General features: G+C 58.8%; 25 protein-coding genes and 2 pseudogenes. 13 read left to right on the forward strand and 14 right to left on the reverse strand.

The window, feature by feature from the left end; all coding sequences use genetic code 11:
* The first annotated feature begins 10 nt into the window (after window positions 1-10).
* Window positions 11-505: a Rab family GTPase gene (locus LQ231_RS21425; RefSeq protein ID WP_230173827.1), complete on the forward strand. Its 495-nt coding sequence runs from the start codon at window positions 11-13 to the stop codon at window positions 503-505.
* Window positions 506-508: 3 nt separating this feature from the next.
* A complete protein-coding gene (locus LQ231_RS21430) occupies window positions 509-1,579 on the forward strand; it encodes an adenylate/guanylate cyclase domain-containing protein (RefSeq protein WP_230173828.1) in 1,071 nt (356 codons plus the stop codon).
* 322 nt (window positions 1,580-1,901) lie between these two features.
* On the opposite strand, the gene LQ231_RS21435 is transcribed toward LQ231_RS21430, so the two are convergent.
* Window positions 1,902-2,264 carry a hypothetical protein gene (locus LQ231_RS21435; protein ID WP_230173831.1) on the reverse strand — a complete coding sequence of 121 codons (363 nt, stop codon included), beginning with the start codon at window positions 2,262-2,264 and terminating at the stop codon, window positions 1,902-1,904.
* On the opposite strand from LQ231_RS21435, the gene LQ231_RS21440 reads away from it, so the two are divergent.
* Window positions 2,204-3,079 carry a Wadjet anti-phage system protein JetA family protein gene (locus LQ231_RS21440; RefSeq protein WP_290371390.1) on the forward strand — a complete coding sequence of 292 codons (876 nt, stop codon included), beginning with the start codon at window positions 2,204-2,206 and terminating at the stop codon, window positions 3,077-3,079. The two genes, LQ231_RS21435 and LQ231_RS21440, sit on opposite strands and share 61 nt — an antisense overlap.
* 5 nt (window positions 3,080-3,084) lie before the next feature.
* Here the strand turns inward: LQ231_RS21440 and LQ231_RS21445 are convergent.
* The 3 genes and pseudogenes from LQ231_RS21445 to LQ231_RS21455 all read right to left on the reverse strand — a co-directional run.
* Window positions 3,085-3,324, reverse strand: a pseudogene (locus tag LQ231_RS21445) (IS21 family transposase); the annotation flags it as partial.
* A gap of 108 nt (window positions 3,325-3,432) precedes the next feature.
* A pseudogene (locus tag LQ231_RS21450) lies at window positions 3,433-3,591 on the reverse strand (alpha/beta hydrolase); the annotation flags it as partial.
* Between the two features lie 56 nt (window positions 3,592-3,647).
* On the reverse strand, window positions 3,648-5,423 hold the full coding sequence (locus LQ231_RS21455) for a cytochrome c biogenesis protein DipZ (protein ID WP_230173833.1): 1,776 nt from the start codon (window positions 5,421-5,423) through the stop codon (window positions 3,648-3,650).
* Window positions 5,424-5,744: 321 nt separating this feature from the next.
* Here LQ231_RS21455 and LQ231_RS21460 point away from each other — a divergent pair, with 321 nt between their 5' ends.
* The 5 genes from LQ231_RS21460 (at window position 5,745) to LQ231_RS27235 (ending at window position 9,636) form a co-directional block, all read left to right on the forward strand.
* Window positions 5,745-6,785, forward strand: a complete 1,041-nt coding sequence (locus tag LQ231_RS21460; protein WP_230173834.1) for an alpha/beta hydrolase — start codon at window positions 5,745-5,747, stop codon at window positions 6,783-6,785.
* A gap of 89 nt (window positions 6,786-6,874) precedes the next feature.
* On the forward strand, window positions 6,875-7,615 hold the full coding sequence (locus LQ231_RS21465) for a response regulator (RefSeq protein WP_230174998.1): 741 nt from the start codon (window positions 6,875-6,877) through the stop codon (window positions 7,613-7,615).
* A gap of 2 nt (window positions 7,616-7,617) precedes the next feature.
* Window positions 7,618-8,931: a HAMP domain-containing sensor histidine kinase gene (locus LQ231_RS21470; protein WP_230173835.1), complete on the forward strand. Its 1,314-nt coding sequence runs from the start codon at window positions 7,618-7,620 to the stop codon at window positions 8,929-8,931.
* 134 nt (window positions 8,932-9,065) lie between these two features.
* A complete protein-coding gene (locus LQ231_RS21475) occupies window positions 9,066-9,482 on the forward strand; it encodes an organic hydroperoxide resistance protein (protein ID WP_113143664.1) in 417 nt (138 codons plus the stop codon).
* 28 nt (window positions 9,483-9,510) lie between these two features.
* Window positions 9,511-9,636, forward strand: coding sequence for a hypothetical protein (locus LQ231_RS27235; protein ID WP_290371381.1), 126 nt, complete (start codon window positions 9,511-9,513; stop codon window positions 9,634-9,636).
* A 54-nt stretch (window positions 9,637-9,690) separates the two neighbouring features.
* Here LQ231_RS27235 and LQ231_RS21480 read toward each other — a convergent pair whose 3' ends face one another.
* On the reverse strand, window positions 9,691-10,050 hold the full coding sequence (locus LQ231_RS21480) for an EF-hand domain-containing protein (protein ID WP_230173836.1): 360 nt from the start codon (window positions 10,048-10,050) through the stop codon (window positions 9,691-9,693).
* Between the two features lie 16 nt (window positions 10,051-10,066).
* Complete coding sequence (locus tag LQ231_RS21485; RefSeq protein ID WP_230173837.1) at window positions 10,067-10,708, reverse strand: TetR/AcrR family transcriptional regulator; 642 nt, start codon at window positions 10,706-10,708, stop codon at window positions 10,067-10,069.
* Between the two features lie 112 nt (window positions 10,709-10,820).
* Here LQ231_RS21485 and LQ231_RS21490 point away from each other — a divergent pair, with 112 nt between their 5' ends.
* Entirely contained in the window at window positions 10,821-12,431 is a 1,611-nt protein-coding gene (locus tag LQ231_RS21490; protein ID WP_230173838.1) for an ABC-F family ATP-binding cassette domain-containing protein, read from the forward strand.
* A gap of 9 nt (window positions 12,432-12,440) precedes the next feature.
* Here LQ231_RS21490 and LQ231_RS21495 read toward each other — a convergent pair whose 3' ends face one another.
* The 5 genes from LQ231_RS21495 to LQ231_RS21515 are packed head-to-tail and all read right to left on the reverse strand — an operon-like array spanning window position 12,441 to window position 16,983.
* Window positions 12,441-13,178, reverse strand: a complete 738-nt coding sequence (locus tag LQ231_RS21495; protein ID WP_230173839.1) for an SDR family oxidoreductase — start codon at window positions 13,176-13,178, stop codon at window positions 12,441-12,443.
* A 7-nt stretch (window positions 13,179-13,185) separates the two neighbouring features.
* The gene (locus LQ231_RS21500; RefSeq protein WP_230173840.1) at window positions 13,186-14,154 is read right to left on the reverse strand and encodes a quinone oxidoreductase; all 969 of its coding nucleotides are present in this window, start codon (window positions 14,152-14,154) and stop codon (window positions 13,186-13,188) included.
* Window positions 14,155-14,200: 46 nt separating this feature from the next.
* Window positions 14,201-14,773 carry a TetR/AcrR family transcriptional regulator gene (locus LQ231_RS21505; protein ID WP_230174999.1) on the reverse strand — a complete coding sequence of 191 codons (573 nt, stop codon included), beginning with the start codon at window positions 14,771-14,773 and terminating at the stop codon, window positions 14,201-14,203.
* A 45-nt stretch (window positions 14,774-14,818) separates the two neighbouring features.
* The gene (locus LQ231_RS21510) at window positions 14,819-15,556 is read right to left on the reverse strand and encodes an SDR family oxidoreductase (RefSeq protein ID WP_230173841.1); all 738 of its coding nucleotides are present in this window, start codon (window positions 15,554-15,556) and stop codon (window positions 14,819-14,821) included.
* Between the two features lie 11 nt (window positions 15,557-15,567).
* Window positions 15,568-16,983 (reverse strand): aldehyde dehydrogenase family protein, encoded by a 1,416-nt coding sequence (locus LQ231_RS21515; protein ID WP_230173842.1) that lies wholly within the window; start codon window positions 16,981-16,983, stop codon window positions 15,568-15,570.
* 98 nt (window positions 16,984-17,081) lie between these two features.
* Here LQ231_RS21515 and LQ231_RS21520 point away from each other — a divergent pair, with 98 nt between their 5' ends.
* Window positions 17,082-17,981: a LysR family transcriptional regulator gene (locus LQ231_RS21520; protein ID WP_230173843.1), complete on the forward strand. Its 900-nt coding sequence runs from the start codon at window positions 17,082-17,084 to the stop codon at window positions 17,979-17,981.
* 140 nt (window positions 17,982-18,121) lie between these two features.
* Here LQ231_RS21520 and LQ231_RS21525 read toward each other — a convergent pair whose 3' ends face one another.
* Complete coding sequence (locus LQ231_RS21525) at window positions 18,122-18,739, reverse strand: TetR/AcrR family transcriptional regulator (RefSeq protein WP_230173844.1); 618 nt, start codon at window positions 18,737-18,739, stop codon at window positions 18,122-18,124.
* Between the two features lie 88 nt (window positions 18,740-18,827).
* Between LQ231_RS21525 and LQ231_RS21530 the strand changes: the two genes are divergently transcribed.
* A complete protein-coding gene (locus LQ231_RS21530) occupies window positions 18,828-19,601 on the forward strand; it encodes an SDR family oxidoreductase (RefSeq protein WP_230175000.1) in 774 nt (257 codons plus the stop codon).
* A gap of 230 nt (window positions 19,602-19,831) precedes the next feature.
* Here LQ231_RS21530 and rpsU read toward each other — a convergent pair whose 3' ends face one another.
* Window positions 19,832-20,089 (reverse strand): 30S ribosomal protein S21, encoded by a 258-nt coding sequence (gene rpsU, locus LQ231_RS21535; protein ID WP_113139936.1) that lies wholly within the window; start codon window positions 20,087-20,089, stop codon window positions 19,832-19,834.
* A 462-nt stretch (window positions 20,090-20,551) separates the two neighbouring features.
* The gene (locus tag LQ231_RS21540) at window positions 20,552-21,886 is read right to left on the reverse strand and encodes an FAD/NAD(P)-binding protein (RefSeq protein ID WP_230175001.1); all 1,335 of its coding nucleotides are present in this window, start codon (window positions 21,884-21,886) and stop codon (window positions 20,552-20,554) included.
* Here LQ231_RS21540 and LQ231_RS21545 point away from each other — a divergent pair.
* Entirely contained in the window at window positions 21,812-21,991 is a 180-nt protein-coding gene (locus LQ231_RS21545) for a hypothetical protein (RefSeq protein ID WP_230175087.1), read from the forward strand. The two genes, LQ231_RS21540 and LQ231_RS21545, sit on opposite strands and share 75 nt — an antisense overlap.
* A 162-nt stretch (window positions 21,992-22,153) precedes the next feature.
* Window positions 22,154-22,693: a flavin reductase family protein gene (locus tag LQ231_RS21550; protein WP_230173846.1), complete on the forward strand. Its 540-nt coding sequence runs from the start codon at window positions 22,154-22,156 to the stop codon at window positions 22,691-22,693.
* Window positions 22,694-22,770 lie beyond the last annotated feature (77 nt).

Genomic DNA, 22,770 nt, shown 5'->3' on the forward strand with positions numbered 1-22,770 from the left:
CGGAGCTGGTATGTTGCAAAAGAAGATCTGCATGTTGGGTGGCTTCTCTGTCGGAAAGACGAGTCTGGTGCGCAGGTTTGTGCAAAGCATCTTTTCAGATGCCTACTTGACCACGGTGGGTGTGAAAATCGACAAGAAGATTGTCGCACTCCCGAACAGAACCGTGGATCTGATTTTGTGGGATTTGGCCGGCGAAGACGATATCGGTTCCTTCCGCGTCAGCAATGTTAGGGGTGCGACCGGGCTCGTGCTGGTCGCCGATGGGACCCGCGCCGCAACCCTTGCCGTTGCGCTCACGCTGCGCGAGCGGGCCGAGGCCGAATTCGGCGCCATGCCGTTCGTACTGCTGTTCAACAAATCCGACCTGAGAGATCGGTGGGAAATATCGGATCGCGAGATTGACGAATTCAGGCAACTTGGATGGCAAATCTATCTGACAAGTGCACTTTCGGGTGAACATGTTGATGATGCGTTTCATCAACTTGCCTTGACAGTCACCGAATAGACCATGCGTAGATTGCCAAGAGAAGTCGGCAACTGGATTTATGATTTCTTCTACAATGAGCACTCTGTCGCATATCTAAAAATTGACGCCCGGCTTTGCACAGCTGCCAAGGGCGGAAACGTTGAACATTACGGGCTCTCATCGCTTCTCATTGGCAAGCCTGTTGCCGATCAGCTTGAATTCATGGAAGGTTTACTGCCTTGCCAGGAGCTCCCATATCATATTGCCATGGTCGAACTGCCCAACGGGCGTGTCGCGGACCTTCATCTTTTTGCCGGCCATGCCTGCGTGTGGTTGCTTTTTCTTGACACCACTGCCGAACGCGACAACAAACAGCGGCTTCAACAGAAGGCCTATGAAATGACACTCCTGGAAGAGAGGGAGCGTCAACTCAACGAAAAACTGCAATCGACGAACGAGGCGTTGAGGAAGAGCCAGGAGGGACTGTCGCGTGAATACCAGCGCGCCGAATCCCTACTCCTCAACATCCTTCCGGCGTCGATTGCGGAGCGGTTGAAGGCTAACAAAAAAATTGCCGACAACCACGCAGAGGTGAGTGTGCTTTTTGCCGACATCGTCGGTTTTACGGAACGAACGCGGAGCGTCGGAGCCGTGACAACGCTCGCCATGTTGAATTTCTTCTTCAAGACGGCGGACCGGCTCTCGGAACGATACGGCTGCGAAAAGATCAAGACAATCGGCGATTGTGTGATGGTGGTCGCTGGGCTGCCCCTCGCACGATCCGATCACGCAAATGCCCTCGCGCACTATGCACTTGAACTGCGCAAGGCGGTTAAGCGCGAGCGCTTCGCAGGAGAACCGCTAAGATTGAGAATTGGAATTCACTCCGGACCAATCGTCGCTGGTGTCATAGGCAAAAGGCGGTTCGCCTACGACCTGTGGGGCGAGACCGTCAATCTTGCCTCACGCATTCAAACGTCCGCGGAGCCCGATGAGATCCGTATTTCGGATGCATCTCACCAACTGCTTGGACCAAAATTTGTTTGCGACCCTCTCGAGGAAACGGAACTGCGTGGCGCAGGTCGTGTGCGGATGTGGAGGCTCTCGGCCTAGAGCAGATCCAGCAAAAGTGGAGACCGGTTGTGCGTCCGGAATTGCGTAAAATCAAAGAGATAGAGCATTGACGGCGCTCCGTTTTCGCCGGAAATGTTCTATACGCGCGGTGCCGCAGCTGAATTCTTACGGAGGCGCCTTAGGATTGGTGTTCTGACCCAACGATGCTTGGATGTCGATAAACACCGCAATCCGCTGATTTCAGAATTTCCGCTTTTCATATAAAATTCCAACGCTACCATAAGTTTTTTGTCATTGATGCAGCGGTTCACAGCATAGGCCTTTGTGCAGATATCTGGGTGACGATGCCTTCCTCATTTTTTCACGCAAACACCGCTACCTTGAGGCGGCACTGCTTGAAGTCTATGATCGCTTTTTTTCCAGCGGAGCGGTGTTTCCCATGCCGCAGGAGCTGGTGCATGCCATCTACGATCTCATCTCCCGTTGACCGGACTTGCTCGCCGATGCGGAGGATCCCGTCGAAGGATTGCCGGAGGTGGTTTCGAAGGAGCGTCGCCGGTTGAAATTTGCCAGAAATGGAGACGAGGCGGCCGATCGGTCGCTGAAGGTGGCGGTGCAGGTCTGTCAGGGGCTGGTCCGCACCGGCTGGCTTGAAGAGGAAGAATATGGGCTGAAGGTGACAGTCGACATGCCGATGGGCGCGTTGCTGGTGGTTCAGCGCCATTCCAGCCTGAATCGGACGTCTCTCAGCGGCTCGGCGGGCTGGTGGTGCATATCAAGACCAGTCTCGAACTCGTTGAAAAACTATCGACGGAAAACCGTGACAAGTCGCGCTCGAATGCGGCGCACGCGCTTCGCGAGGCGCGCGTTCAGGCCGGGCAGTTCGTCAAGACATTGCGGGCAATCCTCTCGGATCTCCGACGCAACCTAAAATCGCTGATCGAGTCTGAGGATCATCGCCAGAAGATGGAGACCTATTTCGAGGACTTCATCGGCGAACTGATCCTGAAGGATTTTCAGGCGATCCTGACCTTCAACCACCCCTATCGTTTCCGCGATCAAATCGTCACCGCGGCACGGCGCATCTCCTATTCGCCGGAGCTTCTGCGGATCATTGCCGAGGGATATTTCGAAATCGGCATCGCGTCCGATGTCCAGCAGGCGCGGGATAAGGCGGTGAGGGATCTTCTGTCCATCGAGACGACATTCGATAGGATCGGCGAGATGTTCGAGCGCATCGCGCAGTTTCGGCGGGCGGTGGAAACACGGCTGCGCAACACTTTCAAACATGCCGAGCAAGGCGAACTCGGATTGTCCTCACGCGCCCGCGAACTTGTCGGGCGCCTCGAGGCGTTGATGGCCGCCAATTCCGGCCGCTATGCCGAGCCGACCGTTCCAGCTTCCGTGGAGCCGGTTTCTCTGCCCTGGTCACAAAGTCAGCTGGCGGCGCAGCGGCAAGCAAGGCTGCCGATTTCAACTAGACCGCTGGCCCTGCGGCCACATGATCCGGTAAAGCCGAGAACCACCAGATCCGCATGAAGCTACTTCAGCGTTCGGCGCTGCTTGCGCGACCTCCCGGCCTCGGTCTTCAGCCAGCCAGCAAGTTTGTTGGCAAAAGGATCAAGCTTGCTCGGTCGTACCGGTACTGTGAACGTCGGCTCGATCGTACCAGCGCTCAAATGCTTCGCGATCGTGTTGCGCGACAACCCAGTGCCCCGGCTGACCTCGCGGATCGACTGCTTCTCTCGCAGTGCCATCCGACGGATGATGTTTAAAAGTCCCATGTGGATCACTCCGTTGCCCCCGTCGCTCACCGCGTTGGGGGGAAGGTTCACATGGCTCAATCCTCAATGGAAACTATGTGCCGGCTCAGTTCTGCGTGGAAACCAACACGTGACATTGAAACAGCACTTGACGAGGATGTCGGATGCCCTGCGCCAGCCGGAACCGTCGGCAAGTGCGCCATGGACGATGACGATGTTCTTGACCTCGGCGGCCTGTGCCGAGAAAGCGATGATACTGGTGGTCAAGGCGAGCGCGAGGATCGAGATTGTAGTCGGTTCATGCGTTTTACTCCTGTTGTCATGGGGGGTGAGAAGCGAGGGGCTCAGCCGAAGGTGAAGGCGTAGGCTTCGACGCCTGAATCGAGGAAGCGGATTTCAAATGTCCGTTCCTCCACGTCGCCGGACTGGCGAACGAGTTGGTAGAGCCTGGTCGACGTGACCGTGCCGTAGCCGTCATCATCGGTATCCGCGCCATGGTCGGGCCCCGGCGCTTTGCCGTCGATCGTCACTTGGAAGCGAACAGGTTTGCCGGTGGCGCCGGGTCCGAGGACCAGATGCAGGTCGCGGGCACTGAAGCGGTAGACAATGCTGCCGTCCGGCTGGTCCAGCACGGCGCGTTCGGCGCCAACCGTCCAGGTTCCGGAGAGGCCCCATTCATTCAGGCCCGGTTGCGAGATAGAATATGCGTTGGCGGTGTCGGCACGCAGGCCTTCCGGAGAGACGAAGCCCACGACGCGCTTGTGGCCGAGATAGCTCTCGCCGGAGCGGATGTTCTTGAGGTCGGGGCTCGCCTCGGCGCCCTTGGCATCGGGCGTCACCGTTGTGGTCGTCGCCATCTCGCTGCCGGCTTCGCGCAACAGGTCCTGGATCGCCTGTTCGGACTGGCGGTAGTTGCCTTCGCCGAAATGATGGTAGCGGATCTGGCCCTTTGCATCGATGAGATATTGCGCTGGCCAGTAGTTGTTCTCGAAGGCGCGCCAGATCTTGTAGTCGTTGTCGATCGCAACCGGATAACCGATCTTGAAGTCTTCGAGCGCCTTTCTGACATTGTCGATCTTCTTCTCGAAGGCGAATTCCGGGGCATGCACGCCAATGACGACGAGACCTTGATCCTTGTATTTCTCAGCCCATGCGCGGACGTAAGGCACGGTTCGGATGCAGTTGATGCAGGAGTATGTCCAGAAATCGACGAGGACGACCTTGCCGCGAAGCTGTTCCGTCGTCAGCGGCGGTGAATTCAACCATTCGACGGCGCCATTCAACGACGGTGCGCGACCCTCCACGGGAAGGTTGCTCCGGAACGGCCGATCAGGGTCGCTGACGGCGGCCGCGACGTCATTGCTGACCGTCTCGGCGGATGGTTCAGCGGCCGGCTTCTGGTGCAGTTGGTCAAGTACGACCTGCTCGAATGCGGTCGTGCTCGCATAGGAAAGCCGTGCGAGGAGGCCCGTGTCGAGGCCGAGCGCAATGACAGCGACGCCGGCCAGAACCGCGGCACCCAGCACCTGGCGAATACGTTCGCTGAGGCCGAGCGATCGTTTCATGCCGTTGAAGACCGTACCACTAACAATTAGGGCGATGGCAAGCGATGTTGCGGCGCCAGCAGAATAGGCGGTGAGCAGAAACGTTGTCTGGAGGTTGGCGCCATTCAACGCCGCGCCTGTCAGCAGAAGGCCGAGGATTGGCCCGGCGCAGGGAGCCCAAAGGAGCCCGGTTGCAACGCCGAGGATAAAGGAGCTTGCGGCAGTCGGCACGGAGCCAGGCCTGCCCGAGGCGTTCAACAACCTGTTGCCGAAATCGACGACGGGTTGGGTGATGATGCTCGCAATGCGTGGCGACAACAGACTGACCCCGAAGACGGTGAGCAGCAAGATCGCGGCGAGACGACCGTATTCATTGGCGTGGATCGCCCAACTCCCGCCGACCGCTGCAAGCGTTGCAACCAATGCAAAGGTGACGCTCATGCCAATTAGCATGGGCAGCGTGCTCCGCAGAAAAGGCTGCCCCGCGCGGGCAAAGACGAAGGGGAGGATGGGAAGGATGCACGGGCTGAGGATGGTCAGCGCCCCTCCGAGATAGGCAATGATGAGAAGTGTCATCGTCGTTTCCTTGAAACCGGTTAGTCGGGTTCTGGACGGCGATCGGCCGCGACCAGCAACAGGGCCAATCTGCTCGGAGCGACGTATCCCGGATGTGTCGGGCTTCCATCGGAAGTGTACCGCAGTGTAGGACGCGGGCTATCCACCACAGAATGATACAAATCGGTGGCAAGCCCGGTCGGCGGGTGGTGCGAATTGTATCAGACTGTATCGAAGGCGCCGGAGGCTACATCCGCATTCAATTCCGGGCTTGACGGGACACACGCGAGATACGTGGAGTCGGCTTTCTTCACATCAAGATCACTCGATATGGAGAGAACGATGTCCCCTCAATTTAGCCATCAGCGCCGCCGCTTCTTCGGTATCGCCGCCATGACCGTGGCTGCCACCCAATTGGGTATGCGTACGATCGCCCATGCCCAGACGAGCGCCGCGTCCCCGGCCTCGGTCAAGGCAGGAGGGCACACTGCGTTTGCAGCACTCAAGCAAATCAAGGCAGGCGTGCTGGATATCGGATATGCGGAAGCCGGCCCGGCCGATGGCCCTGTTGTTCTGCTTGTTCACGGCTGGCCGTACGACATCTACAGCTATGTCGATGTGGCACCGATCCTGGCCGATGCAGGCTACCGCGTGCTCATTCCCTATCTGCGTGGCTACGGCACGACGCGTTTTCTTTCGGATGAGACGCCTCGAAACGGCCAGCAGGCGGCGCTGGCTGCCGACATGATAGCCTTCATGGATGCACTGGGCGTCGAAAAGGCGATCCTGGGCGGATATGACTGGGGTGCGCGCACCGTCAACATTATGGCGGCTCTCTGGCCGGAACGTTGCCAGGCGATGGTGTCGGTCAGCGGCTATCTCATCGGCAGCCAGGCCGCCAACAGCAAGCCACTCCCGCCGGTCGCGGAACTCTCCTGGTGGTACCAGTTCTATTTTGCCACCGAGCGGGGGCGGCTCGGCTATGCCGCCAACACGCACGAGTTTGCAAAGCTCATCTGGCGGACGGCATCGCCCACCTGGACGTTCGACGACGCGACTTTCAACCGCTCGGCCGCCGCCCTCGACAATTCTGATCACGTGGACATAACCATCCATAATTATCGCTGGCGGCTCGGCCTTGCCGAAGGCGAGGAGAAATACAACGCTTTCGAGAGGCAACTCGCGATGGGGCCGGTGATTGGTATCCCGACGATCACCATGGAAGGCGATGCCAATGGTGCGCCCCATCCGCAGCCATCGGCCTATGCAAAGAAATTCTCGGGAAGATATGAGCACCGAGATGTTGCGGGCATCGGGCATAATCTGCCGCAGGAAGCGCCGGAGGCATTCGCTCAAGCCATCATCGATGTCGCGAAATTCTGATGATGGGGCCCGTCGCGAGAAACCGCTTTACTCGCGGCGGCCCACACGGAACTAATGTCGCGTAAGTGCGAATGTTTGAAAGGCCAGATATGGAGCATGTCGACCACATTCTGATTGTCGATGACGACCGCGAAATTCGCGAGCTGGTATCGAGCTATCTGAAGAAGAACGGTCTTCGAACGACGGTTGCCGCCGACGGCCGGCAGATGCGCAGTTTTCTGGAAGCCAGCACGGTGGACCTGATCGTGCTTGACGTGATGATGCCTGGCGATGATGGCTTAGTGCTTTGCCGGGAACTGCGCGCTGGCAAGCACAAGTCAACGCCGGTGATCATGCTCACGGCGCGCGACGACGAGATGGATCGTATCATCGGGCTGGAAATGGGCGCCGACGACTATCTGCCGAAGCCGTTTGCGGCGCGAGAACTGCTTGCTCGCATCAAGGCGGTGCTGCGTCGCACGCGTATGTTGCCGCCCAACCTGCAGATCAGCGAGGCCGGGCAACTGTTGACGTTTGGCGATTGGCGGCTCGACACCATCGCTCGGCATCTTCTGGACCGGGACGGAACGGAAATAGCCTTGAGCGGCGCCGAATACCGGCTGCTGCGGGTGTTTATCGATCATCCGCAACGCGTGCTCAATCGCGATCAGATCCTGAACCTCACGCAAGGCCGCGATGCCGAACTGTTCGACCGCTCGATTGACCTATTGGTCAGCCGCCTTCGCCAGCGGCTTGGCGATGATGCGCGCGAGCCGACCTACATCAAGACGGTGCGGGCCGAAGGCTATGTGTTTTCTGTCCCGGTCGAAATCTCGGTACCCAGGACATGAGTATGGGCGACAAGTCTCTTTCTGGCTGGTGGCCAGGCACCCTTCGCTCGCGATTGTTCCTGATCCTGTTTGCGGGACTGGCGGTTGCCTATGGTCTGTCCTTCAGCATTCTCTTTGCCGAGCGCTACATGTCGGCCAAGGCCGTCATGCTCGGAACGTTGGAAAGCGATCTGGCAACGTCGATCGCTGTTCTCGACCGTCTTCCCGCCAGCGAGCGACCCGATTGGCTCGATCGCCTGAGCCGAGGAAGCTACCGCCTCGTTCTTGGTCCCGGACTTCCCGGCGTTCCGGATTTGTCGGGGCGCGGTGCAGAGATCGCGGACCGGATAGGGCAGGCGGCTGGTAACAGGTTTCCGATCCGCGTCGAAGCCATTCCGGGCGATCACATGCGGCTTCAGGGGCATCTGACGCTGTCGGACGGTTCGCCGCTGACCATCGATGTGACCCCGCGCGGGGTGATGCCCTTGGCCGAATGGCTGCCGTATGTGTTCGCAGCCCAGATGGTTCTGCTCATCCTCTGTACGTGGTTTGCGGTGCGCCTCGCAATTCGTCCGCTTGGCGCTCTCGCCGCTGCTGCCGATGCACTCGATCCCGGCAGACAAGGTTCTCCCCTGAACGAAGATGGTCCCAGCGAGGTTGCCCACGCGGCACGGGCCTTCAACGCCATGCGTGATCGTATCGCACACTACCTGGAAGAACGTGTGCAGATCCTTGCGGCAATCTCACATGATCTGCAGACGCCGATCACGCGCATGCGGTTGCGCGCCGACATGGCGGACGATAGTCCCGAAAAGGACAAGCTGGTCAGCGATCTGCGCGAAATCGAGCGGCTGGTGCAGGACGGAATTGCCTATGCGCGCAGTTCACACGGCAATGGCGAAAAAAACGTGCGCATCGACCTTGCGTCGTTCATCGATAGCATCGCCTACGACTACCAGGACGTCGGAAAGGCTGTTTCGGTAACCGGTATCGTTCAGGGGATTGCCGTGACCAAGCCGCACGCATTGCGGCGTATCCTGACCAATTTTATCGATAACGCGCTCAAGTTTGGCGGTGCTGCTGAGATGAGTGTCGAACGATCGGGCGAGGGAAACACCGTCATTACGGTCACCGACGATGGACCGGGCATTCCCGACGACAAGCTGGAGGCCGCCATGCAACCTTTCTACCGCGTTGAGACTTCGCGCAATCGGGACACAGGAGGCACGGGGCTTGGACTGGCGATCGCCCAGCAGCTTTCGGTCTCGATCGGTGGTACGGTGCGGATCTACAACCGCGATGGCGGCGGACTTGCCGCGGAAATAGCGCTGCCCTGAAGAGGACCGGGGCGCAGCCTCTACGCTGCGATACAATTCCACCATTTTCGAAAACATGCCGGATACGTGGATGCGGCAAAACACATCCGTCAATCACGTCGCGCTCTGCGACCGAACGAACGAAGGAGTGTTCCATGACCAAGATCGAAAAAGTTCTCTACACTGCCAAGACCCATACCACCGGCGGACGCGACGGTGCGGCATTGAGTGACGATGCGCAGCTCAATGTAAAGCTTTCGCCTCCGGGCAGCGGCAAGCCCGGTACGAATCCCGAGCAGTTGTTCGCGGCTGGCTGGTCAGCCTGCTTCATCGGCGCCCTGGGCATTGCCGCTGCCAAGCGCAAGATCCGATTGCCGGCAGAGACCGCCATCGACGCGGAAGTTGATCTCGGTATGGCAGGAGACGCATATGGCCTGCAGGCGCGCTTGAACATCAGCCTGCCGGGCTTAGATCCCGAACTGGCGCATGTGCTGGTCGATGAAGCCCATGGTACCTGCCCCTATTCGAAGGCCACGCGTGGCAACATCGCGGTCGAGCTGAGGCTTGCCTGAGCACTATAGCAACGTCATGGATTTTATCATGAAACGTCTGATCATCGGTTTATTGGTGCTTGCCGTTTTTGCAGCGCCCTGCATCTATGATGTGTTGTCGCCGGAACCGTCGCCCCTTGCTGCTGTCGCTCTGGCGGTTGGTTTTCAAGGGTAGCCTTCCCGGGAAAAGGGGAGGGAGCGGCTTTAGGTGAGTCGCTCCCTTGTGCCGTCAGGATTTGTCGGCTTCTTCCTTTAGCAGGCTTGCGGCTTCGACCGCCAACGGATCGGCCTTGAGAAGAAGGTAGTCCAGCATCGATTTCAGGCTCGGATCGCAAAGGTCGGCCGGCATTAAAAGGCCTGTCGAATTCATTTCATCCTGGCTGACCAATCCGTCACTGTCGTGGTCCATACGTTCGCTGTAGTCGACTGTTGGCTTTCCCTGCTCATCGGTGGCGATACCGGGTTTCAGGATCTCGTTGAAAGTCTTGAATTCATCAGAGTTGAGTTTTCCGTCTCCGTCCTTGTCGAATTTTCCAAACGCATTGTTGAGCATCTGCGACAGGGGGCTGGCATTGTTGATTGTCGTCACGATTTCTTATCTCCGTTCAGTTTGATTTCGGTGTCATGGCAGTCTGGAAAATGGTCCATCGGCTATCGAAGACGCGGCGGCATTCAGCATCATCGGGCGCGTCGCACAGACCAAGGCGTATGCGGTTGTTGGCGCCCTCCAGCAGATCGACGAGGACACCGCATATTTCCGATGCATCACCCGGGACGATGGCGCCTGAAGCTTGGGCAGCAATTATCGTGCCGACCATGGGTTCCAACGCAGTGCTCGACCAGATTGCCAGCCTTTCCCGAAGGGACGCAGACAGCACGGCCTCTGCGGTGACTGACAGGTAGAAGGCCGAATAGTCCCTGTCCGTGCCGAACAGAAAATAGCGGAACGCGACGGCATGGAGGGCGAGCAGGGGCTCGTCGTGCTGCTTTGCCGCTTGTGCGAGTGCTACCCGAAATCGGGTGAGATCGCGCTCAACCACTGCCTCCAGTAGCGCTTGCTTGTTCAGGTGTCGCCGATAAAGGGTATGTTTGGAGATCGCCTGGCTTGCTGCAATTTCTTCCATCGAAGCATTGGCAACACCCTTTTTGGCAAAGGCGGCGCGGGCGTCGTCCAGAATTTGCCTTGTGAGGTTCGCCGCCCCCTCGCGTGTCGGTCGTCCGCCAGGACGCTGCTGCGCTAACTTCATACCGCCTCGTAGCGTTGAATGGAGAGGATCCTGATGGTGACCATTGTCCGTACCTGAATTGTTTGATAACAGCACGGTATCGTGTCGTTAATTATGTTGCAACAGGTTTCACATGTCTTCGATCCTGCTTTCAGGACTTTCCTGGACCAAACCGGACGGTGATCAGGTATTTCAAGGCCTCGACCTGTCGTTCGGACCGGAGAGGACCGGTTTGATCGGCCGAAACGGCGTGGGCAAAACGACCCTCCTGAACATAATTGCCGGCGTCCTACCACCATCCACAGGGTCCCTGTCCATCGAGGGCAAGGTCGTGCTCGTCCGGCAGATGCTGCATGCGAATCTGCATGAAACGGTGGCCGATCTTTTCGGTGCACGGCAGGCTATCGAGTTGCTCGCCCGGGCAGAAAGCGGTACCGCCAGCCTGGAAGACCTTGCGGAGGCCGATTGGACAGTTAGGGAACGGATGGTCTCGTCCCTTGTCCGATTTGGGCTGGCTGCCGAGCCGGCTACTCTGCTCAACCATTTATCCGGCGGACAGCGCACCCGGGCTGCGCTCGCGGCGGCCCTCTTCCAAACGCCGGATTTTCTTCTTCTCGATGAACCGACCAACAACTTGGACAGAGCCGGTCGGCAAGCAGTCATCGACCTCCTCGGCAGATGGAAAGGTGGAGCCATCGTCATCAGTCATGATCGCGAACTGCTTGAACATATGGATGCTATCGTCGAATTGACCACGCTTGGGGCGAAACGCTACGGCGGCAACTGGAGTGCCTTTCAGGCAACGAAAGCAATCGAGTTGAAGGCCGCCGAACGGAGCCTGGCGCATGCCGAAAAGACAGCAGAGGAAATCGACCGCAAGGCGCAGTTCCTTGCGGAACGACAGGACAGGCGGAGTGCATCCGGTACACGCAGAGCAGCCAAGGGAGACATGCCAAAAATTCTCCTCGGTCGGCGCAAGAGCAAGGCGGAGGCCAGCCGAGGCAAGGTGACGGAACTTGCCGAGCGGCAGCGCGCCGATGCGCTGCAAACGGTTGCTTCCGCCAAGGCTCGGATCGAGGTGCTTCAGCCATTCTCCGTACAACTTCCGGCGACAAACCTGCCAGCCGGCAAGGCGGTACTGTCGTTTGATCACGTTACGGCGGGCTATGATCACGAACATCCCGCTATTCGGAATCTGTCCTTTTCCATCGTCGGGCCTCAGCGTGTAGCGGTTTCCGGTCCAAATGGGTCCGGCAAAACGACACTGCTGAAAGTGATCGCAGGAGAGATCGCGCCTATCAGCGGCAAGGTCACGGTTTCTGTCCCTGCCTCGATGCTGGACCAGAGTGTCAGCCTTCTCGATCGCGGCAAAAGCATCCTCGAAAATTTCAAGCGACTGAACCCCGGCGCAACTGAAAACACCTGCCGGGCCACTTTGGCCAATTTTCGTTTTCGTGCGGATGCCGCCCTCCAGCGCGTGGAGTCTTTAAGTGGAGGGCAGATCTTGCGCGTCGGCCTCGCCTGCGTGCTTGGCGGCTCCAGCCCGCCGACGCTGCTGATCCTCGATGAACCGACCAATTATCTCGACATCGAGTCCGTCGAGACGGTGGAAGCCGTGCTGAGGGCCTTTGGCGGCGCGCTTTTGATCGTCAGCCACGATGACGCCTTCCTCGACAATATCGGGATAGACACCTACGTTGAGCAACCCGCCCGCAAATGTGACAGCGATGCGGGTTGTCAATGAGCTACCGATTTAAAGTACGAGCCCGCCATCTATCGTGAGGCTCGAACCCGTCATATACCCTGCCTTATCGCTCACCAAATAGGAGGCAAGAGCCGCGATTTCATCGGGCTGACCAACACGCTTGAGAGGGATGACATTTACCAGTCCGGCCACCATGCTGGCCGTCATGTCCGTTTCCGTTGGTCCGGGCTGAATGTTGTTCACAGTGATGCTCCGCGGTGCGAGGTCCAGGGCCGCGCCCTTGACCATCGCGGCGACCGCAGCTTTCGTCATCGCATAGACGCTCCCGCCGGAAGAACCAGTGCGCACCGCGGTGTTGCTGCCGATCGTTACGATTCGGCCTCCATCCTTCATGTTAAGCGCGGCTGCCTGGATGGCGAGAAATACGCCGCGAACATTAATGGCAAGGGAAACGTCGAGGTCGTCCAGGGTGACATTTTCGATGTTGGCTAGTTTCAGCACTCCGGCATTGACGATTGCCGCATCCAGTTTGCCAAATCGGTCCACCGTTTCTCTGACAGCGCGGCGTATTGCATCAGGGTCGGCGCTATCTGCCTGGATCGCCATCGCGCGACCGTCCGAGGCTTCAATATCGGTCACAACCTGCCGCGCTTTTTCTGATTGCGAGACATAGGTTATCGCGACCCAGAAGCCGTCCTGGGCCAACTGTCTGGCGATGGCAGCGCCGATCCCACGTGATCCGCCGAAGATGAGTGCTGTTTTCTTGGGAGGTATAGGGGGCATCATGTTATCCTTAGGGTAAGAGCAGCAGCTTGCCGGTCGTGCGTCGGCTTGCCATGTCCGCGTGCGCCGAAGCTGCGTCTTCAAGAGGATAGCTTCCTCCGATGTTGATCTTCAGGGAGCCATCCCGAATCCAGTCGAAAAGCTGCGTGGCGCGGGCGCGAAGGCGTTTCGGTGCATAAACATGATCGGAAAAGACCGCGTAGCCGATCTTGATGCTTTTCGGCAGGCTCATGATGTCGATGAGACCCGGACCGCCCAGAACGGGACCATACCAGCAAAAGGTGCCCGCACGGCGCAGGCTATCGAGAGAACCCTGAAAAGTCGTGGGGCCAGAACCGTCATAGACAACGTCGACACCCCTGTCGTTCGTCAAATTCAGGACGTGCTGCGCGAAGTCTCCCTGGCGATCGACAATGACATGCTCGGCGCCTGCCTGCTTGGCGATGGCGACTTTGTCTTCGGAAGAAACGCGCCCGATGACGCGGCCGCCTCGCAGCCGGATGATCTGCGTCAGGAGCAGGCCGACGCCTCCGGCGGCAGCGTGGACCAGTGCAATGTCGCCCGGCTGAACCGGGTAGAAATCGGTGGCGAAGTGACTGGCCGTCAATCCCTGCATCATGATTGCCGCCGCTGTCCGGTCATCGATGAAATCAGGCAGACGAACCAGCGAACTGACGGGTATCGAGATCCGCTCGGCGTAGCTTCCTGGAGCGTAGACCCATGCAACGCGGTCGCCCACGGAGAAATCCGTCACCCCGTCGCCAACTGTGAGAACGCGCCCTGCGCCTTCGACGCCAAGTATTTTGGGATTTGGAATGTCGGTCCAGGCCATGCCTTGGCGAACACCAATGTCCATGAAATTCACGCCTGCCGCGGCAATCTCGACGAGAACATGGCCCGGTGCTGCGACGGGCTCCGGATGTTCGACGACTTCCATGACATCGGTGTTCCCGATGCCGTTCATGACGACTGCTTTCATTTTCAGCCCTTTCTTGACTGTTCGTTCCAGAAATGAGTAAATTTTTTTACCGTGGCATGAGTGCGCGGAGCGCCAAGCGCGAGAGAGACTGAAGCACCTCTGGCCCGGCACCCCCGCGCGCAGCAATCCGAATGCCGGCGATGCTGGCAATAAGAAAATCAATCACCGCATCTGGCGACGCCGACTGGTCCAGATCCCCGGCGTCCTGAGCCTGCGTGATGCATTCCCTTGCCGCCTGTCTCAACCGATGATCGGCCGCAAGATGCACCTCTGTCAGGTCCGGGCGGCTTTGGCCGAATTCGCAGATCGAGTTGACGCCGAGGCATGCCCGGTCGGCTTCCGCCACAACCCGATCCATCATTGCGGCAATGCCATCAATTGCGCGCCCACTGCCGCGCAATTCGCGAATGTGCGCTTCGGTCTCTCCGGATGCATAGCGCTCCACCGCGAGGCGATAGAGCGCCCATTTGTCGCCGAACGTATCGTACAGGCTCTGCCGGCCGATCTTCATGGCCTTAACCAGCATCTCCGTCGACGTCCCGTCGAAGCCGTGCTCCCGGAATACACCCACTGCTGATTCCAGCGCCTTGTCCCTGTCGAATTCCTTGATCCTTGCCATGAGTGTTGACATAGCTATTCTGGAATGATCAGTCAAGAATAATCGTCACCAGGGCAATGGTCCATTTTCGTTAACATAGCCCCCGCTGGGGCCACTGTCGGGAAGTGTCGCCAGGTCCACGACGATTTTCGCACCCTGTTGCACCGTGCGCGTGCCGGCATGACTGTTGAGATCGGTTGCGATATGGCCCGGCGTCGCCGCATTGATCTTTATATGCTCATGCGAGGGGTGCCGCCGGAAGGCATTGGCATATTGCAGGCTTGTCATTGTCACGGCGGCTTTGGACGAGGCGTAGGCGACGATGGTGTCCGACTGACCGAAGGCCGTTGCCGGATCGCTAGTGAGCGTCATGGAGGCGCTGGTACTGGTGATGTTGACGATCCTCGGATGCGGCGATCTTTGGAGCAGCGGCTGGAATGCGTGGATGGTGCGCACTGTGCCAAAGACGTTGACGTCGTAGGTTGCAAGCATGTTGGCCGCGTCCGACTCCAACGCAGGCACACGATGGAGGACGCCTGCATTGTTGACTAGGACGTCGAGCAGTCCTTCCCGGTCTTCGATGTGTCGTGCCGCGGCCACGATGCTTGCGTCATCGGTGACGTCGAGCGCGATCGCCACCACCTCCGCTCCTTCTCTCGTTAGCCCGTCCGCTGCGACCTGTCCGCGCTCGACATCACGGCTGCCAAGATAGACCCGCATTCCGAGCCTGCCGAGCTGGCGGGCAACCTCTTTGCCCAGTCCCTTGTTGGCGCCGGTAATCAGCGCAATCGGCTTCTTCGTCATGGATTCGCCCCTCAGCCAAGGACTGCGCGGGGTTCAAGAAAGGCCTCAAGGCCGAAGACGCCGAATTCCCGTCCGAAACCGGATTGCTTGAAGCCGCCAAACGGTGCCATTGGTTCGTGCGGGGCGCCATTGAGGATGACGCGACCGGCCTCGATCCGGTCCGCCACACGCCGTGCCCGGGTGATGTCCGATGAGAAGACCTGGGCCTGCAGGCCGTAGTCGGTGTCGTTTGCGATCGTGATGGCCTCTTCCTCACAGCGGTACGGAATGAGGGAAAGGACCGGTCCGAAGATCTCTTCGCGGGCGATGCGCATGCTGTTGTTCACGCCGGTAAAGACGGTGGGACGAACAAACCAGCCGCGTGAAAGCCCTTCCGGCCGGCCCTCGCCGCCGGCGAGCAGGCTGGCACCTTCTTCCTGGCCCAGCCTGATATAGGACTGCACGCGCTCCCATTGTTTCTGGCTGACCATCGGGCCGACGCGGACGCTTTTGTCCTTGGGGTCGCCCACCTTGAATTCCTTGACTGCCTCCCGGAGACGGGCTTCGGTTTCCTTGAACTTGCTCTCGGGCGCTAGAATGCGGGTTCCGGCTATGCAGGCCTGCCCACTGTTGAGGAAGCCGGCTGCCAACACTTGCGGGACTGCGACGTCTAGATCGGCATCGTCGAGAATGATGCTGGGGCTCTTGCCGCCAAGTTCCATCGTCACACGCTTCATGGTGTCCGCGGCCGTGCGGACAATCGTACGGCCTGTGGCCGTGGACCCTGTGAAGGTGATTTTTGACACATCGCGGTGCGCGGTCAGCGCGGACCCGACCACGGCGCCATAGCCGGTGACGATATTGAAGACCCCTTTGGGCAGACCGGCCGCATGCAGGCATTCCGTGATCACCTGGGTCTGGACGGCGCTCATCTCCGAAGGTTTGATCACCATGGTGGCGCCCGCAGCAATGGCAGCGGACAGCTTTCCGCAGATAAAGCCATAGTTGCTGTTCCAGGGGGTAATGGCCACCGTGACACCGGAGGGCCGCATCTCAACCTCTGCAGTCCCGATACGGCGTCTGAATTCATAGCCTTCAAGTGTCTTTGCCATTTCCAAGAAGACGTTGCCCGCTCTTGGCGCTGAGAAGTCGATGAAGTTCGACGGTGCTCCATATTCCTCACGCATGGCGTCAATGAGATCGTTTCCACGGGCAGCCACGGCGGCATGCAGCCTGTGCAGCATATCGATTCGTTCTTCCTTGGTGGTAATGGAAAAGGCCAGAAATGCCCGCTTGGCGGCCGCAACTGCGCGATCGGCATCGTGCGCATTTGCAAGACGCACGGTCCCGATTTGTTCCTCTGTTGCCGGATTGAAGAGCGGCGCCCATTGGTCGCCATGGGGTTCGACGAACGCGCCGTCAATGTAAATGCGATCGATGATATGCATGTCGTTTCTCCTGCGATGACTTCACGGGAAAAATGGCCTGCGATATGTGTTGTGAATAGTAGGACAAAATTGGACGAGCTGATGAACTGGATCGCGCAATGAGAGCAAGCCTCGTCGAACTGGAGGCGGTCGCCGCTGTGGCACGCCATGGCGGATTCCGGGCTGCTGCGCGAGAACTCGGCATGTCCTCATCGGCTTTGAGCCATGCAATCGCGGCGCTGGAGGAGCGCCTCGCCGTTAGGCTGTTCAACCGCACTACGCGCAGCGTTGCCCTTTCCGCGGCAGGAGAGCAATTCCTGTCCGAAATCGTGCCGGCCTTGCAGACGCTGGAAAAAGCTATCGAGAGTGTCGGGGAACATGCCGATCGGCCGTCGGGAAGGTTGCGGCTGAACATGGCGCCGGGCGCAGCCCGCATCCTGATGCGCCCGCTTCTCCTGGAGTACGCCCGACGCTACCCGGAAGTGGAACTGGAAGTCGTCACCGAGAATGCGCTGGTCGATGTTGTTGGCAAAGGGTTCGATGCCGGCATTCGTCTCACCGAAGCGATTTCCCCCGACATGGTCGCGGTGCCGATCATTCCGAAAATGCGATCTTTTGTCGTCGGATCACCGCACTATTTCGAAGGTCGTGACAAGCCTGTTGTGCCCAGTGACCTGTCCCAGTATCGCTGCATTCAAATGCGCATGAATGGCGGAAGGCTTTATCGCTGGGAGTTTGAAAAGCACGGTGAAACTCACATAATCGATGTCTCGGGTCACCTGACGTTCGATGCGTCGGACCTGATCCTTGAGGCAACCCTTGCCGGGTTCGGGCTCGCCTACCTTGGTGAACACGCCCTAGCGCCCCACCTCGCATCGGGCCAACTCATTCCAGTTCTCGAAGACTGGTCACCCTCCTATCCAGGCCTCAGTCTTTACTTCTCCCAGCGACGGCATGTGCCCTCAAAGCTGCGGGCATTGATACACCTGATCCGTGAGCACGCTGTGCGAGATTGCTGATAGCCAGTAATAACAGCGCCGTGGCGGACAGGCTTGTAAGTTTCGATCCCTTCACGGCGCCCATGGGCAAACTAACGAAAAAACTCTGTGACGTTCGCGGTCAACACAGGAGGTCACGTGTCTTCGGCCCTAATTCCCCTTTAGGCGCTACGTTTCCCAGGCCAGGCCGTGAGAGCGAGATCAATCAGTCGCTTCAGCCGCGTATTGCAGGCGCCATCGCAGGCTTGGGCGGACATGCCCTGGATAATCGCTCCATAGAAGCGCGCGAGCGTATCGGTATCGGTTTGCGCCGGCAATTCGCCTTCCTCGACGGCCCGGTCGAAGCGGGCTTTGAGGGTCTGCATCGACGCTTCGCGCAAGGCCGCTGTCATCCGCGCGACGGATCCGTTTTCTTCCGCATGCTGCAGGACGGCCGTCGAGACCATGCAACCTCGCGGCTTATCCGGCTGTGTGTCGCCATCGGCGATATCGTAGAGGTAGAGGCTCAGGGCGTCGTAAGCGGGAAGGCGGGATGCTAAAGTTTCCGACCGGCGGCTGTTTTCACGGGCAATGCTGAAATCGAGCGCCTGACGATACAATTCCTCCTTTGATCCAAACATCGAATAGAGAGTCGGCGGATTGATCCCCATGGCCTTCGTGAGGTCGGCCGTCGAGGTTCCTTCGTAGCCGCGTTCCCAGAACAAGCGTGCCGCGATGTCGAGCCCTACGTCGCGATCGAGCACGCGCGGTCTGCCTCTTTTGCGGACTGGATCTGTCATTAAAATATCGACCCCTATTAAATTGTTGACAGGTGGCTTTCAGTTCTTATTGTACAGATCACTATTTAATTTAGCAACGGAGCGATCCCTGTCCCAAAGACTGGCAAACAAGATAGCCCTCATCACTGGAAGTTCGCGCGGCATCGGCCGCGCGGTTGCTCTTGCGTTTGCGAAGGAGGGTGCGGCGCTGATTGGCGTGCACTATACCGCCAACGCAGATGCGGCCAATGCCACCATAAGTGATATCGAGGCACTTGGCGTCAAGGCCGTCGCTGTGAAGGCCGACCTCAGGAAGGGCAAGGACGCAGCCGACAAACTCTGGGCGCAGTTCAGCGAAGCCGCGCGTATCGAAACGGGCTCGTCCGCTCTCGATATTCTGGTGAACAATGCCGGCATCGCGCCCGCACTGCCGTTGAAGCAGCCGAGCGAAGCTGCTTTCGACGAATTGATGACGATCAACTACAAGGCGCCGTTCTTCCTGATCCAGGCAGTGGCTGACCATATCCGTGACAATGGCCGTATCATCAATGTCTCCACTGGTTTTACGCGGATTGCGGCGCCGACCCATCCGGCCTATGCGGCTTCAAAGGGGGCGCTGGAGACATTGACACTAGCGTTGGCACCTGAATTTGCTGCTCGCGGGATTACGGTCAACGCCGTGCTGCCAGGTGTGACGGAGACGGATATGAATGCCGAGTGGCTGGCATCGCCGGATGCGCGCGCCGGCGCCGAAGCTCTCTCGGTCTTCTCCCGTGTCGGAAAAGCGGAGGACGTCGCTGACGTGATCGCCTTTCTCGCATCGAACGATGCGCGTTGGACGACGGGCCAGATGATCGATGCGACGGGTGGCGCCCGGATCTAATTGGTCCGGGTACTTCGCCATGTTTGCAGTCTGTGAGGGCAGCAGGCTTAGAGTGGTGGGGCTGCGGTTCGTATCTGTTCAAGGCGTTCCAATTGGAAAAGCAAGATTTACCAGCACCTGAATTATCTACCAGGCGCCGGTATCCTGCGGACCGCTTGCCGAGGCGCAGAAACACTCATGATCGGCTTCCACATTGTGGTGCCGTCGAGGGTTGCCGTTATGCCGATCGTTCAAACCGACGCGGGTTTGGCTCGCGGAGCAGGCCTTGGCTTTTTGGGAGCTACGATCCCCAGTTCACGGTTCAGCTTCTTCTGAGCAAGCTTACGGACCCGGCGGATACCCTCTGCCTTTTCTCGGGCGCGCTTCACTGATGGCTTTTCATAGCTCTCGCGAAGGCGCATTTCGCGAAAAACGCCTTCCTGCTGAAGGCGCTTCTTCAGCACACGTAGCGCCTGATCAACATTGTTATCACGGACTAGGACTTGCAAGCGATGCTCCTTGGTAAGGCTTTGCGATAGGTTTACCTTCCATACTCTGTGGGCCCGTCCATTGGCAAGCACCTTACACGGGGTCGCGGTGTCTTCCCGCCGATGATGAGATTTATTGGTTTCGTTCTTCTAGAACGTCTTCGGCGATATCGCGCCCACACGCCCACACGACAAGAACGGGACCTGCGCGGACTGTACCTCGGTCTGGAGAGCTCTCAGCCGCGATGAAAGCGAGCACACCGTCAACATAGTCGCCGGCATTGCGGACACTGGCCTGTCTCGGAAGCCAATCGTGGAGTTTGCCACCGGTTTTTCATAGCGACCACAGCCAACATTCGCCGGCTGCGTCGCTCTCCTCAAGCATCGATGGAGCGGCCCGGACGATTTCGCTTGCATTGCTGTAACCGCCGGCTCCAAATTGTTTCTTCACGATCCCATACATTGTTATCAAACGGTAGCCGATCACACCGATGGGCTGATTACGATGGTCCTCGTCTCGCGTGCACAACAGTGGATGATCCGGTCCACCATGTTCACAGCCTGGGCCGCAATCTCGGGCACGCCAGTAAGCTCTCCCAACGCGGGCCGGGCGGGAGGACCGGCGATGAAGAGGCTTGTGTTTGGCGCGCCTGAAACGGTGAGCGTCCTGCCCACCGTGTCGCAGGCCAAGCCCAGGCCGAACTGGTCCGACTGTATGAGGCCATCCCGATTCATGCCGAGCAGAAACCTCTGGTGGATTGCATAGCTCCGGGATTCCGGCCCCGTTGCCAGAAGGATGCGGCGACAGCGAACCTCAGTCCTGCCGTTGCGGGTTTCGATCGCGGCGAGGAGGCTTTGCCCATCTTGGGCAATGGATGTTAGATCACCCCTCTCCACCCTGACGCGGCCTGTATCGAGGCCCAATTCCAGGATGGCGGCTCCCTGTGGCGGCATACGATAGCGGTGGACGTCGTAGAAGCGTCGAAGGCGTCGCAGAAATTTTTGTCGCTCACCCGTCGGCAGACCTTGCCAGAGTTCCTGCGCATGCTGTCGCAGCGCATCGAAAACGGATTGCCAGGGAATGCCCTGCGCTTGTGCATCTGCAATTGTCGCCCGCACCTTTGCCAGGAGCTTTCTGGCAGAGGTCAGCTCGGTGCTGCGAAAGTCACCGAACGGTGAAAACCCGCCGCCGGCGTGCGGTCTTGGGGTTAGGCCAGTGCGAGAGAGAAGCGTGACATTGCCGTTGTGGCCGATGGCGTTTAGGCGGGAAAGGGCATCGATAGCCGTCAGGCCCGAACCGACGATCAGGATGGGATCGGAATTTCCAATGCCATTGAATGCATTAAGAGCAAAGACATCGCTTACACGAGCCGCGGTTACAGGATTAAGTCGGTCTAGCACGGCCGACCTTGATGCGGGAGGATGCCCTGTGGCGAGGATCAGGATATCGGCCAGGGTCGTGTCGACGCTGGAGCATGTGATCCGCCACTGCTCGTTCTGGCGATCAACAGTCCGAACGGCTTGTCGCACGTGGCAGATCGCACCACTGTCCAGAAAAGGCGCCAATTGTGCCTGCATGAACCGCCCAAAATCTCTGCGGCGCGCGAAGATGCCTTCCTGCGTGATCGCCTGAGGGTCGACTGTGAGTGTTCCACTCGTTTGAAGCCAGTCGAGAAAGGCAGTCGGCGCGCCGGGGATAGCGCGCATTCTGTGTGCTGCGACGTTGAGGCGGACATCGTTGTTTTGGGCATCATAGGCGAGGCCACATCCGAGCTGATCGCGAGGCTCGAAGACGGTAATCTCTTCGACATCTCGCAGCCCACGCTCGACCAGAAGCTTGGCAATGATGGCGCCGGTATATCCGCCGCCGATGATCGCGATGCGGGAGGCGGGGCGTGTGGCTCGCGCCTGCAGTCTCGGTGAGGATATCCTGATCTTCAACATGGCAGTCTTCCTTCCGTTTCGCGGGGGGGCAGAACTGGGCATATTTTCTATAAAATATATGTAGATTAAAAACGCTTGTCTACTGATTGAGTTCCCCGGCTGTTACCCATTGCTCAGAGGCAGTCTGCACGGAGAAGCCAGATGAACGTTTTTATCGCGAGCGAGTTCAGTGAAGCCCGCATTCGCCCTGTGTCCGATCGTCCAGCCGACGCGGCTGGTTTAAAGGAAGCTTTGAGAACGCTGGGCGGCGGCGTCAGTGTGATCACGGCAGGAGAGGGCGCAGAGCGCTCCGGAGCGACTGTCACGTCTGCGACAGCCCTGTCTGTCGATCCTCCGTGCATGTTGGTGTCGCTCAACAGATCCTCCTCGACCTGGCCCGTCATTGAGCGCTTTCGTCATTTCGCGGTCAATGTGATCGGTGCCGATCATCAGGACTTAGCAAACCGTTTTGCCGGCGTCGGGGGCTTGAGAGGGCCTGAGCGTTATGTCGGGGCCGAATGGACCACCCTTGCCAGCGGAGCGCCAGTCCTGGAAGATGCGATTGCAGCACTCGACTGCGAGGTCGAGGAGGCGATCGAGCGACACAGCCATGTTATCCTGATTGGCCGAGTGCTTTCGATACGCCTCAGCGGTGGCAGTTCATTGCTGTATCAGAATGGCAAGTACCACACGGTGACGTGACATCGATCTTCTAGTGGAGGAGCGCCTGCATGATGGTATCGACGGCTGATCGATTGCGACCTGTTCCACCTGCGCTG

Source organism: Rhizobium sp. CECT 9324 (assembly GCF_918741265.1).
GTDB lineage: Bacteria > Pseudomonadota > Alphaproteobacteria > Rhizobiales > Rhizobiaceae > Allorhizobium.